Raw genomic sequence first — 13697 nt, forward strand, 5'->3', positions numbered from 1 at the left:
GGTACTGTATATACTTTAGTATCTTTATAAAGTCAATAGAATTATAGCTTTAACTTGAAAAGAGATGTTTTTTATGATAATATCACATATGAAGTTACTGATTTAAGAGAACATATTTTACGGGGAGATTTTTTATGAAAAAAGGTTTTGTCTTATTTTTTATTTTTAGTTTTGTATCTATTTTTAGTAAAGAGGTTATTGTTTCTCAAAAAGAGTTAATTAAAATGTATGAAAAAGAATTAAAGAAAAGTTCTGTATATGAAAAATTTAATCCAATTTATGCACGTGAAGCTGTTATCGGGGAGCAAATAAAAACAATAACTAAAGATGGCTTAGAAACTATCAATACAGCTTATGAAGGAGATTATATTGTCAAAAATCAGACTTTAGCCAAGGAAGAATATATTGTTCCTAAGGAAAAGTTTGAAAAGAGATATACTTTTATTAAAAACTTAGATAAGAATTGGAATATATATAAGCCTACAGGAGAAATAAAAGCTATAAAAGTTGAAACAAAAGAAACATTTTATATAATGGCACCTTGGAATGAAAAGATGATTGTTAAATCGGGAGATTTTTTAGTTTCACCATTGGATTATAGTGAAGTTTATAGAATAGCAAATCATGAATTTTTTGAAACGTATAAATTAAAAAAATAATTTATCAAAAAGGATACTTTTAAATGATAAAAAATTCGAAAATAAATAAATTTAATAATTATAAAAATAATTCTAAAGAATTTTTTGATAAAATGGCACATAAAAAGCATGGAGATTCATTTAGACATTACGAAAATGTTTTAAAATATCTTAATGATATTAGATTTGAAAAACTTCTTGATTTAGGAACAGGAACGGGGTCACTTTTGGAGAAGTTAGAACATAGAATTGAGAATAAAGGAACTAAATTTTATGGTATTGATATATCTTCAAAAATGATAGAAGTAGCAAGAGGGAAGAAATTGAATGCTGAATTTCTAAATGGTGATAGTGAGAACTTACCTTACGAGAATGAAATGTTTGATATAATAACTTGTATAAATTCATTTCACCACTATCCAAATCCACAATTAGTTGCAAAAGAGATAGCTAGGGTTTTAAAATTGAATGGGAAATTAATATTAGGTGAAATTTGGCTTCCACCTTTTTTTAAAAGTATAGTCAATAAGTTATTGCCTTATGGGAAATCTGGAGATTTCAAAATTTATTCAAATTCTGAAATAGAAGATATTTTTATGAAAGAAAATATAATATTGGAAGAAAAAAAATATGTATGCTTTACAAATTATACATATTTATTCAAAAAAATTTAAAAAAGGGAGAGAGTCTTGAATAATTAAATTCAAGACTCTCTCCTTTTGATTTACTTCTCTAATTTTTCAATTATTGAATTTATGAAACCTTTACACTGATCATTTTTAATAGAGTAATAAACTTCGTTTAACTCATCACTATAAAATTCTTCTAGTAAGATATTTAGAACCATTCTATTTCTATAGATGTTTGGAGTCTTTAAAAGTTCCTTTACTTCAGTTAAGCTTTCAGGAGTTCCATCTAAAAGTTTATTGACAATTGCATTTGCTTCTTCAATTATTTTATGAACTCCAGTAATTCTATCTCTACGATTTCTAACTTTATTTTTATCGTGGGGATTTCTTCCCTTGTTTAAAGTATTTAAAAGATCATATGGATTTATTGTAGGATTTAGTTTTAAAATCTCTAAAATTTCTCCATATATAATGTTGCTCTCTTTATCTTCAGCACTTTGTTTTTTTAAAGATTCAGTGTATTTAGAACAAAGTTCTATTAATAAGTTTTCCATGAATTCCTCCAAAATAATTTAATCACTTGTAGGTTAAATTATAACATAGAATTTATAGAGTTTCAGCTATTTTAATAACTTTATTTTTAAAATCGTTCATATTTTTTCTTGATAATTTTTCGTCGTAAGTTTTTAAAACTTTATTTTCAACTATAATTTTACCATTAACAATAACAGTTTCAACATTTGAAGCATTAGCTGAGTAAACAAGTGCAGAATAAGCATCATATAGAGGAACCATGTTAGCTGACTGAGTTTCAACTATAACAACATCCGCTAATTTTCCAGTTTCTAAGGATCCAATTTTATCTTCCATATGAAGTGCTTTAGCTCCACCAATAGTTGCCATTTCAACAGCTTTAATCGGAGGAAGAGCAGACCTGTCTTTTGTATCTAGTTTATGTAATTTAGCAACATAACCCATTTGTCCAATTATATCTAGTGTATTACCACTCATAGGGCCATCAGTTCCTAATCCAACTCTTAAACCTTGATCATGCATTTTAAGGGCTGGTGATATACCTTTAGCAGACTTTATGTTAGCAACCATGTTGTGAGCAACTCCAACATCTCTCTTTTTAAGAATTTCAATGTCATTATCATTTACGAATATAAGATGTGCAGCAACAAATCTTTGATCTAGAACTCCAATTGAATCTAAATACTCAACAGGACTCATATTATATTTTTCCTTATAAAATTCTGATTCTTTTTCAGTCTCAGCTACGTGCATTAAAACTGGAACATTGTATTCTTTAGACAGCTTATTAATAATTTGTAAATGTTCAGTATCATTTGTATGAGGAGCATGAGGAGCAAATGCTGGAGTTATAAGCTCATCATTTTTATAAGTTTCTATAAATTTTTTAGCATAGTCAATTCCACCAAATGGTTCTTTTGCATCGGCAACTGGGAATTTAATAACAGTTTCACCAAGAACTCCTCTAAGTCCTATTTTCTTTACTGCTTTAGCAACTTCATCTTCAAAATAATACATATCAGTAACCGTAGTTACACCAGCTTTAGCCATCTCTACACTTCCATGAAGAGCTCCTAAATAAACCATTTCAGGTGATACCATTTTATTTTCAAGAGGAAATAGATATCTTGTTAATCTATCAGGAACATCATCTGCTAAACTTCTAAATACACTCATGGAAGCATGAGTATGAGTATTTATCATTCCTGGCATAATAATTCCTTCATTTGCATCTATATTTTTTGTAGCTTTATATTTCTTTTCTAATCCTTTTTGTCCAACTTCTAAAATTTTGTTATCCTTAATTACAACAACACCATTTTCTATAACATTTTTTTCATTGTCCATAGTTAAAACAGTTCCGTTAGTGATAATGATATCAGCCTTTTCAGAAGAAAAACTTTCCTTGTTAAGTGTACCTGTTAAAATTAAAAGAGTGAAGATTGATAATAATTTTTTCATTTTTAAAGTCTCCCGTATTTTTTTTACAAAATAAAAAAATCTTCAATAGCAAAAGTCTATTGAAGATCTATGACCTTTGCTTATAGTACAGAATTTACGGATCTGTCTAGAAACTCCCAACCTTATTTTGGGGATATATAAGCTAATTAGTTATTATTTTATTTTATAAGTCGAATATATCATATTTATAATAAGGATGTCAAATTAAATTTAAATGACCTTTGATTGTTTACATCAATTTTTATAAGTGATATAATTCATTTGTTAAGTTAATTTAAAAATTTAAATTTAGGGGTGATTTGATGAGTGCAGAAATAACAGTAGAGATTAAGAATTCTTTAAGAGGACAAGGTTTTTTATCTTTAAAAGATGGTTGTCATTTTTCAGTTAGAATAGTTATACCAGCAGGGCAAATGACAAAAGAGTTCTCTACTAAAATTACAGAAATCTCCGAAAAATATGGTAGAGGATACTTCACATTAACTCAAAGACTTGATGTTGAAATTCCTTTTGTAAAATATGAAGACTTAGATTTGGTAAGAGAAGAATTAACTAAAAGTGGTTTAATAGTTGGTGGAACAGGAAAAAGAGTTAGATCTATTCATACATGTAAAGGAACAGTTTGTAGATTTGGACTTTATGATACAGAGAAGATGACTAAAGATTTTACAGAGAGATTTTATAAAAAATACTATGATATTGTTTTACCTAATAAATTTAGAATAGCCATAGCAGGTTGTAAAAATAGTTGTCCTAAACCTCAAATGTCGGATTTAGGAATAATTGGAAGAAAATTAGGATTGGTTGGAATATTTATAGGTGGAATGAACGGCAGTACTCAAATAACAGGAAAAGAAATAGCTGGACTTTATACTTTGGAGGAAGCAGGAGACGTAGTAGAAAGAGCAATCAATTTCTATAAGGAACATGGCGAGATGGGAGAAAGATTTCCTAAAATGGTAGAAAGATTAGGTTTTGAGCTCGTAGAGAAAGAATTAATAAAACAAATTTAATACAAAGAAATAAGAAGTTGAAAAAATGTTAAATATGTTTTATAATATATAGATATTGAAAAGAATGGAGATAAAATTATGACTAAATTACCAAATTGTCCAAAATGTAATTCTGAGTACACATATGAAGATGGAAATCTACTTGTATGTCCAGAGTGTAGTTATGAGTGGACTTTAGAATCAGAAAATGAAAATAGCAATGATGAGAAGATAATTAAGGATGCAAACGGAAATATTCTACAAGATGGAGATTCTGTAGCTGTAATTAAGGACCTTAAAATAAAAGGAAGTTCATTAGTTGTAAAAATGGGTACAAAAGTAAAAAACATACGTTTAGTTGATGGAGACCATGATATTGATTGTAAAATCGATGGAATTGGTGCTATGAAATTAAAGTCTGAGTTTGTAAAAAAAATATAAGTATTAAAAATGAGGCTATCGATAAAAATATCGATAGCCTTTACTTTTATTCTAAGATTTCTTGCACTCTTCCTACAGTCCCATCTTCCAATTTAACTTTTATTCCATGAGGATGAGTAGCAGAATTTGTCAGTAGACTCTGTACAATTCCTTTTGTTAGTTTACCAGTTTTTTGATCTTCTTTTTTTACAACCATAACCGTTATTCCAGGTTTTATATCTTTTCTATTTTTTCCGCTCATGTATGTGCTCCTTTATGTTTTTAAATTATTTATTATCACAAAGTATACCATATATATTGAAAAAAGTTTATTCATTAAACAAAAGACTTAATAATTGCTTTGGCTAGCACCGAAATATTTTTATATTGAGGTGTAACAGGACAAACTTCTTTTTTGGTATTAGTTAGATGGTAAACAGCAGTTCTAGCTGCTCTTACAGAGTACTCTTCTGTAAACACCATATCTTCTGGAATTTCAACAAATTGGCTAATCATAGCAAAATTGGTTGAACCATAGGGTATCAAGTCAGGACGATCAGTTAAAGCTCTTGGTTGAAACATGGAAATTATATAGGGCATCATGCAAGGAATAACATTAATGACAGTATCCATTATTTCATCCTCTTCATTTTCAAAATTTAAGTGATGAAGTAGCTCTGATAAAATCTCTTTTCCGGTACACTCTCTCATAGGTTTTTTTATATAATTTCCATTTTCTTTTGTATAAAGTCCATAACCCCAAAAGATAGTTTGTTCATCAGTTTGACCCTTGAAGTGAGGTTGGGCAGCTACTACAATTGACATTAACCAATTCGAATCTTTAAATGTCATTAGTCCACCAGTTCCAGGGATATTTCCAGAGAAATTTTCAATTTTTTTGAGTAATTTATTTCCATTCATTGTTACAGTAAATGATTCCCAATTACTCTCTTCAGGATTTCCAAAAAATACTTTTGGATTTCCTAATTCTCTTTTCTTTTTTTTAATATTTGACCAAAGAATTTCAGAAGGTGGTCTTTTAAAATTTAGCAAAGGCGGAGCATTAAAATTTCCAAGAGTTGAATTATCAGTCATACAACCATTTGTCATAAAACATAAATCATTATCATTTAATTCAATATTAAAATTATTATTCTCTTCATTTTTATAACAAATATTAGTAACCGTAATTTCATTATTTTTTTTAAAATCTAAATCAGTTACTGTACATCCCAAGTTGAAATTAACTCCATGATTAGAAAGATGTGTTTTCAAAGGTAAAATTACAGAGACATATTGGTTATATGGGGTTCTAACTATCCCTCCTAAAGTATCTATTCTTGAGAACTCTAAAATCATCCTTTTCATATAACGTTGAAATTCTACTAAACTTGACCATTTTTGAAAAGCAAATGTCGTTTGCCACATGTACCAAAAGTTAGTTTCGAAAAAATTAGGATTTAGATCAAACCAGTCAGAAATTTTTAAACCTTCAATTTTTTCTTCAGGTTCTAGCATAAGTTTAAGTAAATCTAATCTATTTTTAAAATTAAAACCCATTTTTTTAGAATTAATAATTTTTCCATTTTTATCAATAAGTCTAGCTTTAGCATGAGTTTTATGTATTTTATTGAATTCTGTAATTTCTTCTTTTACTGTTTTTTGACTATTTTCTAAAGACGGAATAAAAGATAATAAATCCCAAAAGTTTTCATAAGCTTCTTTAGTAAGCATACGTCCACCTCTACAAGAAAATCCTTCTGTTAAATTTCCCGATCCATCGTTACTTCCACCTATCTCATTTAGATTTTCTAATATATAAATATTATTTCCTTTATAGTTACAATCTTTTATCAGATATGCCGCACCTGCTAAAGAAGCTAAACCTCCACCTATGAAATAGGCTTTTTTACTATTTGTTATAGATTCCAATCAAACCACTCCCCATAATTTTTTTTCCCGTTATATACTTATACTCACAAAATTATTATTTTCTTGTATTTAAAGATGTAAAATGTTAAAATTCATCTTGTAATAATTTTTTATGGAGGAATAATGAAAAGTTTAAAAACATCTGGAGTATGTGCAAAAGAAATAAGTATAAAACTAGAAAATGATATAATAACTCAAGTGAAGTTTCACGGAGGTTGTGATGGGAATACTAGTGGACTAGAAATTTTAATAGTAGGACAGTCAAAAGATGAGATAATAAAAAAATTAAAAGGTATTGATTGTAAAGGTAGAGGAACATCGTGTCCTGACCAATTAGCTCAATTACTTGAAAAATATTAAATAAATAAATTAATGCTAGGGGAGCCTTCGGGCTGAGAAGTTTTATACTGACCCTTTGAACCTGATCTGGATTGTACCAGCGTAGGGAAGCAGTTTTGTATCGCTTATAAACTAAGTTGGTATTTTAAGCTGTGTCCTATGACACAGCTTTTTTTATTTTTTAAATAAGGAGAAGTTAGAAAATGAAAATTATTTTAAATGGAGATCCGCATGAAGTTAAGAATGGAACTACGATTTTTGAACTTTTAAAATTATTTGAAGTGTCAGAAGATGGTGTAATAGTTTTAATTGAGGAAGAAATAATTCCAAAGGAAGAATATGCAAAAGAAATTTATAATGACTGTGAAATTGAATTTTTAAGATTTGTATCGGGAGGGTAAATATATGGATAAATTATTAATTGGTGGAGTAGAATTTCAAAGTAGACTAATAACAGGAACAGGAAAATTTTCAAATTACAATTTAATTTCATCTATGCTGGAATCAAGTGAAAGTGAAATGATAACAGTAGCCTTAAGAAGAGTTGATTTAACAGGAAGAAGTGAGAATATATTAGAATATATACCTAAAAATATAACTTTACTTCCAAATACAAGTGGAGCCAGAACAGCAGAAGAAGCAATAAAAATTGCGAGAATAGCAAGAGCATCAGGATGTGGAAACTTTATAAAGATAGAAATTATTAACGACATGAAGTATTTAATGCCGGATAATGAAGAAACTGTAAAAGCGACGGAAATACTAGCAAAAGAAGGGTTCATAGTTATGCCGTATATAAATCCAGACTTGATTACTGCAAAGAAATTAGAAAAAGCTGGAGCAGCTTCGGTTATGCCTCTTGGAGCACCAATAGGTTCAAATCGTGGTTTATTAACTAAAGCGATGATTGAAATTCTTGTTGAAAATTGCAGTCTTCCAATCATAGTAGATGCTGGGATTGGAAAACCTTCTCATGCATGTGAAGCAATGGAAATGGGTGTGAGTGCTGTACTTGTTGATACTGCCATTGCCACAAGTGAAAACCCGGTTGCCATGGGACTTGCCTTTAAAAAGGCTGTAGAAGCTGGAAGGGAGGCTTATTTAGCAAAATGTCCAGAAATTAATAAAGTTGCTATAGCTTCATCGCCTTTAACTGGATTTTTGAGAGGAGTTGAAAAATAAAATGTTTCATAAAATTATAAAAAAATATGAGAATTTTGAATACGATAATTTTTTTAAAAATGTAACATTAGAAAATATAAAACAGATAATTAGAAAAAGTGGAGAAAAAAATCTGAGTGATTTAGAATTTTTATCGCTTCTTTCACCAAAAGCAGATGATTTATTAGAAGAAATGGCTATAAAGAGTAACGAGATAACAAAGAGAAACTTTGGAAAAGAGATGCATTTATATGCTCCTATATATATTTCAAATATCTGTGATAATGAATGCACTTATTGTGGATTTAAAAAATCAAATGTCATAAAAAGAAGACATCTCTCACTGGAAGAAATAGAAATTGAAGCAAAGTATATATCAGAAAATTTGGGAATTCATAGTATCATCCTTTTAACGGGAGAAAGTAATGTAAATTCTATTGAATACATAAAAAATAGTATTGAAATATTAAAAAAATATTTTGCTACAGTTATAATAGAAATACAGCCTTTAGACATTGTAGATTATGAAACATTAGTAGAAGCTGGATTAGATGGTGTAACCGTTTATCAGGAGTGTTATGAAGAAAATTTGTATGGTAAATACCATCTAAAAGGAAAAAAATCTGATTATTTCTATAGATTGGATACACCAGAAAGGGCAGCAATAGCAGATATAAGAAATGTAAATATTGGGGCACTTTTTGGATTAGGAAACGTAAAAAAAGAAGCCTTCTTAGCAGGAATACATGGAAAATATTTAATGGATAAATTTTTAAATACAGAATTTTCAATTTCAATTCCAAGAATAAAAGAAGCGTATCAGAATATAAAGCTTGAAAACATATTATCAGATAGAGAATTTGTTCAAATATTACTGGCTTATAGAATTTCATTTCCAACTTTGGGAATTAATATTTCAACTAGAGAGAATGGTGAGTTTAGAGATAATTTAATCCCTTTAGGTGTTACTAAATTTTCAGCTGGTTCAGTTACAGAAGTAGGGGGGTATTGCATCTCTAAAAATACAACTCCTCAATTTGAAACAAGTGATCATAGAAGTGTCGAAGAGATAGTTTCAATGTTAAAAGAAAAGGATTACCAACCAGTTTTTAAAAATTGGGAGGGAATATAGGATGAAAATTGGAATAGCTGGGTGTGGTGGAATTGGATCAAATGTTGCAATGCACTTAGTGAGAAGTAAAATAAGTAATTTAAAATTAGTAGATTTTGATGTAATAGAAGAAAGCAATTTAAATAGACAGTTTTACTTTAAAAATCAATTAGGGAAATATAAATCTCAAACGCTCAAAGAAAATTTATTAAAAATAGATGAGACATTGGAAATTGAAGCTCTTGTTGAAAAAATTGAACTTGAAAATATTAATAATATTTTTAAAGACTGTGATTTAATTGTAGAGGCATTTGATAACAAATTATATAAAAAACTTCTTATAGAAACCTGTAAAAACAAGACAATAATTTCCGCTAACGGAATAGCTGGAAGAGATTTAGAAAGTTTAAAATATAGAAAGTTAGGAAATCTTCATATCGTTGGAGATTTTTATAGTGATATTGATGAATATAAAACGTATTCAACGAAAGTTATGTTAGTAGCAAGTATAATGGCAAATATCGTATTAGATTATTTGGAGGATCGAAATGAGAAATAGAATAATCATTCCTGAAGGTATTTATGCAATAACTGATTCAAAGTCAGGAAAAAATAAAAATATTTTAGATTACTCGAGAGAAATTTTAGAAGCTGGAGTTAAAATTTTACAATATAGAGAAAAGAAAAAAAATACGAAAGAAAAATATCAAGAGGCTTTATTACTAAGAAAACTAACAAGAGAATTTGGAGCAGTTTTTATAGTTAATGACGATATATCTATAGCTTTAGCTGTAGAAGCGGATGGAGTACATATTGGACAAGATGATTTGCCTATTGAAGAAGTTAGAAAAATTTTAGGAGAACGTAAAATAATTGGAGTATCTACTCACAGTCCTGAACAAGCTAAAAAAGCAGCAGATTCTGGAGCAGATTATATAGGTGTTGGACCAATATTCGATACTGAGACAAAAGAAGATGTGTGTTCTACAGTTGGTCTTGAATACTTAGAATATGTTGAGAAAAATTTATCGATTCCTTATGTAGCAATAGGAGGAATAAAAACCCATAATTTAAATGAAATTTTAAACGTTGGAGCTAAAAGAATAGCAATGGTATCTGAGCTAGTTGGTGCTAAGGATACCTATGCAATAACAAAAGATATAATTTCGTCACATTTTCCATTGAACTAATTCTCTGCTTTTATTTATTTTTTTCATTGAGGCAGAAAAGTTTTTCTTAATTAAATTAATGAACAATACATCTATTAAAAATAGTTGAGAAATTCTTGAAGACATAGCAGAACTTCTTAAAGAATTTTCTTCAGATTTTGTAGTTAAATAATAATCTGACATTTTGGCTAAAGAGTTCTCGGAACCTGATGTTATTGAGAAAATAGAGATATTTTTACTCTTTGATTTTTCTACAAAATTTAGAATAGAACTAGTCTCTCCAGAGTGAGAAATTGCAATAACTAAATCATTTTTATCAAAAGAAGAGAGCTGCATAAGTTGTTTATGTGGCTCTTCATAATAAAAAGCTAATTTCCCTATTTTAATTAGTTTGTAAACTAAATCCTGAGCTACTATTCCAGAACTTCCTATTCCTATAACCATTATTTTACTTTTTTTATTTAATAGATTTATAATTTCTTTTAAAGTACTTACGTCTATTCCTTCTCTAGTTTCATTTAAAGAATTCATTTCATCTGCACATATTTTTTTGATTATAATATCTTCGTTATCTGAAACCGATACTTGATTATGAATAATAGGACTTATCATAAATTTATTTTCAAGTTCTTTAATAGTTGAGATTTTAAAATCTGAAAAACCTTTGTAGCCCATTTTTTTTACATATTTTATAACAGATGCTTGACTAACATCTAAATCCTGAGCTATTTTTGTAGAGCTGATATGTTCCAAATGTTCTTTGTTGTGAATAATATATTCATGAATTTTATCAAAAACGGTTTTCTTTTTCATAGTTTCCTCCATTTCATTTGTGTTAACTATAGAATATTGATTATTGTAAGACATTTTTATAAAATAATCAAATTTTTTCTCTATTGACAAATCTTCGAAATAGTACTACATTAGTACTGTATAGATTAAAAAATAAAAATAAAAATAATAATTATTACTTTTTGGAGGAAAATCGATGAATTTAAACGCTTTAAAAACAGAGCAAAGAAATGAAAATACATTTACTATTGATGAACTTGACTCTTATGGAATTATTTCCAAAATAAATGATGAGGATCAAACTGTTGCAATCAGTGTAAAAAATGAACTAGAAGATATAGCAAAAGCAGTTGATTTAATTGAAAAATCATTAAGTTCGGATGGAAGACTTATTTATATAGGAGCGGGAACTAGTGGAAGACTTGCTATTTTAGATTCAGCGGAGTGTCCTCCAACTTATGGATTTGATTCAAATAGAATAATAAGTTTGATAGCAGGTGGAGAAGCTGCTTTCATTGGTGCGATTGAAGGCGTTGAGGATTCTAAAGATGAGGGTGTTGAAGATTTAAAGAGACTAAATTTAAGTTCTAAAGACGTTGTTGTTGGATTGGCTGCTAGTGGGAGAACTCCTTATGTTATAGAAGCTTTAAAGTATTCAAATGAAGTGGGAGCAGGAACTATTTCCATTGCATGCAATAAAAATACAAAGATTGGAAAATTAGGAAAGGTGAATATAGAAGTAGAGGTTGGTAGTGAGGCAATTACTGGTTCTACTAGGATGAAATCTGGAACAGCACAAAAGATGATTTTAAATATGCTAAGTACTGCTGTAATGGTAAAATTAGGAAAGGTCTATAGCAACTTGATGGTAAATGTTGGATCTTTTAATGAAAAATTAATTGAAAGACAAAAGAATATAGTTATGCAAGCTACAGGTGCCTCTAGAGAGCAAGCTACAGCTATTTTAAATGAAACAGATAGAGATTGCAAGTTGTCAATATTTATGATTTTATCTGATGAAAACTTAGAGTCGGCAAAAGAAATCTTAAGTAAAAATGATTGGAATATAAAAAAGGCTTTAAAAAATTTAAATATTAAATAGGGGGAAGTGAGAAAAGTGGATTATAATTTTTTAGCAAAAAATATCATTTCAAATTTGGGTGGAAAAGAAAATATTGCAGCTGTTACAAATTGTATGACAAGGGTTAGAGTAAATGTTAAGAACAAGGAAATGGTAAATTTTGATTCTCTTTCAAATTTATCAGGAGTTATAAAAGTAATTGATGATGAAACGATACAAGTTGTAGTTGGACCTGGAAAGTCAAGAAAAATTAAAGATATAATGTCTGAAATTTTAGGCGATGACATTCAACAGGAAGAGCAATGGAAAGAAAATAAGGAGAAAATAAAATCTAAGAATCAAAGTGGATTAAAGCAGACTTTAAGAAAAATTGGAAATATTTTTGTTCCATTAATTCCGGCTATTATCGCAGCAGGTCTTTTAAATGGAATAGCTGGATACTTTGAAAATGTTCTTAAAGCAGAAGGGATTTTAGATTTTCCGTTGTGGTTAACATTTATGAAAACTATAGGTGGAGCTTTATTTAGTTCTTTTGCAATTTTTGTAGGTATCAATGCAGCTAAAGAGTTTGGAGCTACTCCAGGTCTTGGTGGAATAATTGGTGGAATAACTATTAGTTCATCTATTAATCAATTTTCAAAAGCTATGGGATTATTCAATTCTGATGTACCACTTAATTCTATATTAACAACTGGAAAAGGTGGAATAATAGGAGTTATTTTAGGGGTATGGATTTTATCTATAGTGGAAAAAAAATTAAGAAAAATTATACCAGATATGTTCGATACAATTATAACTCCAACAATTTCTGTTTCAGTTGCTGCATTTTTTACAATATTTATTATAATGCCTTTAGCTGGATTTGTATCCGATGGTATAATTAAGGTTTTAGAGACTCTGATTATGACACAGGGGCCTTTGGCTATAATATCAGGGTTTGTATTGGCAGCTTTATTCTTGCCGCTTTTATCAGTTGGATTACATCATGGTTTAATACCGTTTTATATGATACAACTTCAACAATTTGGACAAATTTCATTATTTGCTATTTTATGTATGGCTGGGCCAGCTCAGATAGGTGGAGCTCTAGCAATATATTTTAAAGCTAAAGATAATAAAAAACTTAGAGAAATTATTTCTAGTGCTCTGCCAGTTGGAGTATTAGGAGTAGGTGAACCACTACTTTATGGTGTAACATTGCCTTTAGGAAAGCCATTTATTACTGCATGTATAGGTGGAGGATTTGGAGGTATAGTTGCAGCTGTTACAGGAGTAGCAACGACTTCATTTGGTCCAGCAGGAGTGACTGCAATTCCACTTGTAGTACCTGGAAAAATCCTTTATTATATTTTAGGGTTAACAACTTCATTTATTTGTGGATTCATTTTAACATATTACTTTGGAGTACCTGATGATATAAATGAAATAAAGGTTTAAA

Annotated in this window: 17 protein-coding genes and 2 riboswitches; of the genes, 12 read left to right on the forward strand and 5 right to left on the reverse strand. The window is 29.0% G+C overall.

Features of this window, described 5'->3' with window-relative positions; all coding sequences use genetic code 11:
* Positions 1-134: 134 nt before the first annotated feature.
* A complete protein-coding gene (locus H3N56_RS11880; protein WP_185881410.1) occupies positions 135-659 on the forward strand; it encodes a hypothetical protein in 525 nt (174 codons plus the stop codon).
* Positions 660-682: 23 nt separating this feature from the next.
* Positions 683-1312 (forward strand): class I SAM-dependent methyltransferase, encoded by a 630-nt coding sequence (locus tag H3N56_RS11885; protein WP_185881411.1) that lies wholly within the window; start codon positions 683-685, stop codon positions 1310-1312.
* Between the two features lie 50 nt (positions 1313-1362).
* Here H3N56_RS11885 and H3N56_RS11890 read toward each other — a convergent pair whose 3' ends face one another.
* Both H3N56_RS11890 and H3N56_RS11895 read right to left on the reverse strand, forming a co-directional pair.
* A complete protein-coding gene (locus tag H3N56_RS11890) occupies positions 1363-1821 on the reverse strand; it encodes a hypothetical protein (RefSeq protein WP_185881412.1) in 459 nt (152 codons plus the stop codon).
* 52 nt (positions 1822-1873) lie between these two features.
* Positions 1874-3262 carry an amidohydrolase gene (locus H3N56_RS11895; RefSeq protein ID WP_185881413.1) on the reverse strand — a complete coding sequence of 463 codons (1389 nt, stop codon included), beginning with the start codon at positions 3260-3262 and terminating at the stop codon, positions 1874-1876.
* A gap of 63 nt (positions 3263-3325) precedes the next feature.
* Positions 3326-3423, reverse strand: a riboswitch (purine riboswitch).
* A 141-nt stretch (positions 3424-3564) separates the two neighbouring features.
* Here H3N56_RS11895 and H3N56_RS11900 point away from each other — a divergent pair.
* Positions 3565-4275 carry a sulfite reductase subunit beta (hemoprotein) gene (locus H3N56_RS11900; protein ID WP_185881414.1) on the forward strand — a complete coding sequence of 237 codons (711 nt, stop codon included), beginning with the start codon at positions 3565-3567 and terminating at the stop codon, positions 4273-4275.
* 78 nt (positions 4276-4353) lie between these two features.
* Positions 4354-4695, forward strand: a complete 342-nt coding sequence (locus tag H3N56_RS11905; RefSeq protein ID WP_185881415.1) for a zinc ribbon domain-containing protein YjdM — start codon at positions 4354-4356, stop codon at positions 4693-4695.
* A gap of 46 nt (positions 4696-4741) precedes the next feature.
* Here H3N56_RS11905 and H3N56_RS11910 read toward each other — a convergent pair whose 3' ends face one another.
* Positions 4742-4936, reverse strand: coding sequence for a YwbE family protein (locus tag H3N56_RS11910; protein WP_185881416.1), 195 nt, complete (start codon positions 4934-4936; stop codon positions 4742-4744).
* Positions 4937-5010: 74 nt separating this feature from the next.
* A complete protein-coding gene (locus H3N56_RS11915) occupies positions 5011-6606 on the reverse strand; it encodes an oleate hydratase (RefSeq protein WP_185881417.1) in 1596 nt (531 codons plus the stop codon).
* A gap of 123 nt (positions 6607-6729) precedes the next feature.
* Between H3N56_RS11915 and H3N56_RS11920 the strand changes: the two genes are divergently transcribed.
* From H3N56_RS11920 to thiE, 6 genes are all read left to right on the forward strand, one after another.
* Complete coding sequence (locus H3N56_RS11920; protein WP_185881418.1) at positions 6730-6966, forward strand: TIGR03905 family TSCPD domain-containing protein; 237 nt, start codon at positions 6730-6732, stop codon at positions 6964-6966.
* Positions 6967-6973: 7 nt separating this feature from the next.
* Positions 6974-7071, forward strand: a riboswitch (TPP riboswitch).
* A gap of 77 nt (positions 7072-7148) precedes the next feature.
* The gene (gene thiS, locus H3N56_RS11925) at positions 7149-7346 is read left to right on the forward strand and encodes a sulfur carrier protein ThiS (RefSeq protein WP_185881419.1); all 198 of its coding nucleotides are present in this window, start codon (positions 7149-7151) and stop codon (positions 7344-7346) included.
* Positions 7347-7350: 4 nt separating this feature from the next.
* Positions 7351-8127, forward strand: a complete 777-nt coding sequence (locus H3N56_RS11930) for a thiazole synthase (protein WP_185881420.1) — start codon at positions 7351-7353, stop codon at positions 8125-8127.
* A 1-nt stretch (position 8128) separates the two neighbouring features.
* The gene (gene thiH / locus H3N56_RS11935) at positions 8129-9238 is read left to right on the forward strand and encodes a 2-iminoacetate synthase ThiH (protein WP_185881421.1); all 1110 of its coding nucleotides are present in this window, start codon (positions 8129-8131) and stop codon (positions 9236-9238) included.
* Position 9239: 1 nt separating this feature from the next.
* Positions 9240-9776, forward strand: a complete 537-nt coding sequence (thiF, locus tag H3N56_RS11940) for a sulfur carrier protein ThiS adenylyltransferase ThiF (RefSeq protein ID WP_185881422.1) — start codon at positions 9240-9242, stop codon at positions 9774-9776.
* Complete coding sequence (gene thiE / locus H3N56_RS11945) at positions 9766-10407, forward strand: thiamine phosphate synthase (RefSeq protein WP_185881423.1); 642 nt, start codon at positions 9766-9768, stop codon at positions 10405-10407. The genes thiF and thiE overlap by 11 nt, the downstream gene beginning before the upstream one ends.
* On the opposite strand, the gene H3N56_RS11950 is transcribed toward thiE, so the two are convergent.
* Entirely contained in the window at positions 10387-11199 is an 813-nt protein-coding gene (locus H3N56_RS11950) for a MurR/RpiR family transcriptional regulator (protein WP_185881424.1), read from the reverse strand. The genes thiE and H3N56_RS11950 overlap by 21 nt on opposite strands.
* Positions 11200-11374: 175 nt before the next feature.
* Here H3N56_RS11950 and murQ point away from each other — a divergent pair, with 175 nt between their 5' ends.
* Together murQ and H3N56_RS11960 are read left to right on the forward strand one after the other, a co-directional pair.
* Positions 11375-12280, forward strand: coding sequence for an N-acetylmuramic acid 6-phosphate etherase (gene murQ, locus H3N56_RS11955; RefSeq protein WP_185881425.1), 906 nt, complete (start codon positions 11375-11377; stop codon positions 12278-12280).
* A 15-nt stretch (positions 12281-12295) separates the two neighbouring features.
* Positions 12296-13696 (forward strand): PTS transporter subunit EIIC, encoded by a 1401-nt coding sequence (locus H3N56_RS11960; RefSeq protein WP_332478670.1) that lies wholly within the window; start codon positions 12296-12298, stop codon positions 13694-13696.
* Position 13697: the final 1 nt, after the last annotated feature.

The sequence above is a fragment of the Cetobacterium sp. 2A genome, from assembly GCF_014250685.1.
In the GTDB taxonomy this organism is placed as follows: domain Bacteria; phylum Fusobacteriota; class Fusobacteriia; order Fusobacteriales; family Fusobacteriaceae; genus Cetobacterium.

What these genes read in the sequence shown, in the direction of transcription:
- H3N56_RS11880 (WP_185881410.1), top strand. Translation starts at nt 135, where the DNA reads ATGAAAAAAGGTTTTGTCTTATTTTTTATTTTTAGTTTTGTATCTATT.
- H3N56_RS11885 (WP_185881411.1), top strand. Translation starts at nt 683, where the DNA reads ATGATAAAAAATTCGAAAATAAATAAATTTAATAATTATAAAAATAAT.
- H3N56_RS11890 (WP_185881412.1), bottom strand. Translation starts at nt 1,821, where the DNA reads ATGGAAAACTTATTAATAGAACTTTGTTCTAAATACACTGAATCTTTA.
- H3N56_RS11895 (WP_185881413.1), bottom strand. Translation starts at nt 3,262, where the DNA reads ATGAAAAAATTATTATCAATCTTCACTCTTTTAATTTTAACAGGTACA.
- H3N56_RS11900 (WP_185881414.1), top strand. Translation starts at nt 3,565, where the DNA reads ATGAGTGCAGAAATAACAGTAGAGATTAAGAATTCTTTAAGAGGACAA.
- H3N56_RS11905 (WP_185881415.1), top strand. Translation starts at nt 4,354, where the DNA reads ATGACTAAATTACCAAATTGTCCAAAATGTAATTCTGAGTACACATAT.
- H3N56_RS11910 (WP_185881416.1), bottom strand. Translation starts at nt 4,936, where the DNA reads ATGAGCGGAAAAAATAGAAAAGATATAAAACCTGGAATAACGGTTATG.
- H3N56_RS11920 (WP_185881418.1), top strand. Translation starts at nt 6,730, where the DNA reads ATGAAAAGTTTAAAAACATCTGGAGTATGTGCAAAAGAAATAAGTATA.
- thiS (WP_185881419.1), top strand. Translation starts at nt 7,149, where the DNA reads ATGAAAATTATTTTAAATGGAGATCCGCATGAAGTTAAGAATGGAACT.
- H3N56_RS11930 (WP_185881420.1), top strand. Translation starts at nt 7,351, where the DNA reads ATGGATAAATTATTAATTGGTGGAGTAGAATTTCAAAGTAGACTAATA.
- thiH (WP_185881421.1), top strand. Translation starts at nt 8,129, where the DNA reads ATGTTTCATAAAATTATAAAAAAATATGAGAATTTTGAATACGATAAT.
- thiF (WP_185881422.1), top strand. Translation starts at nt 9,240, where the DNA reads ATGAAAATTGGAATAGCTGGGTGTGGTGGAATTGGATCAAATGTTGCA.
- thiE (WP_185881423.1), top strand. Translation starts at nt 9,766, where the DNA reads ATGAGAAATAGAATAATCATTCCTGAAGGTATTTATGCAATAACTGAT.
- H3N56_RS11950 (WP_185881424.1), bottom strand. Translation starts at nt 11,199, where the DNA reads ATGAAAAAGAAAACCGTTTTTGATAAAATTCATGAATATATTATTCAC.
- murQ (WP_185881425.1), top strand. Translation starts at nt 11,375, where the DNA reads ATGAATTTAAACGCTTTAAAAACAGAGCAAAGAAATGAAAATACATTT.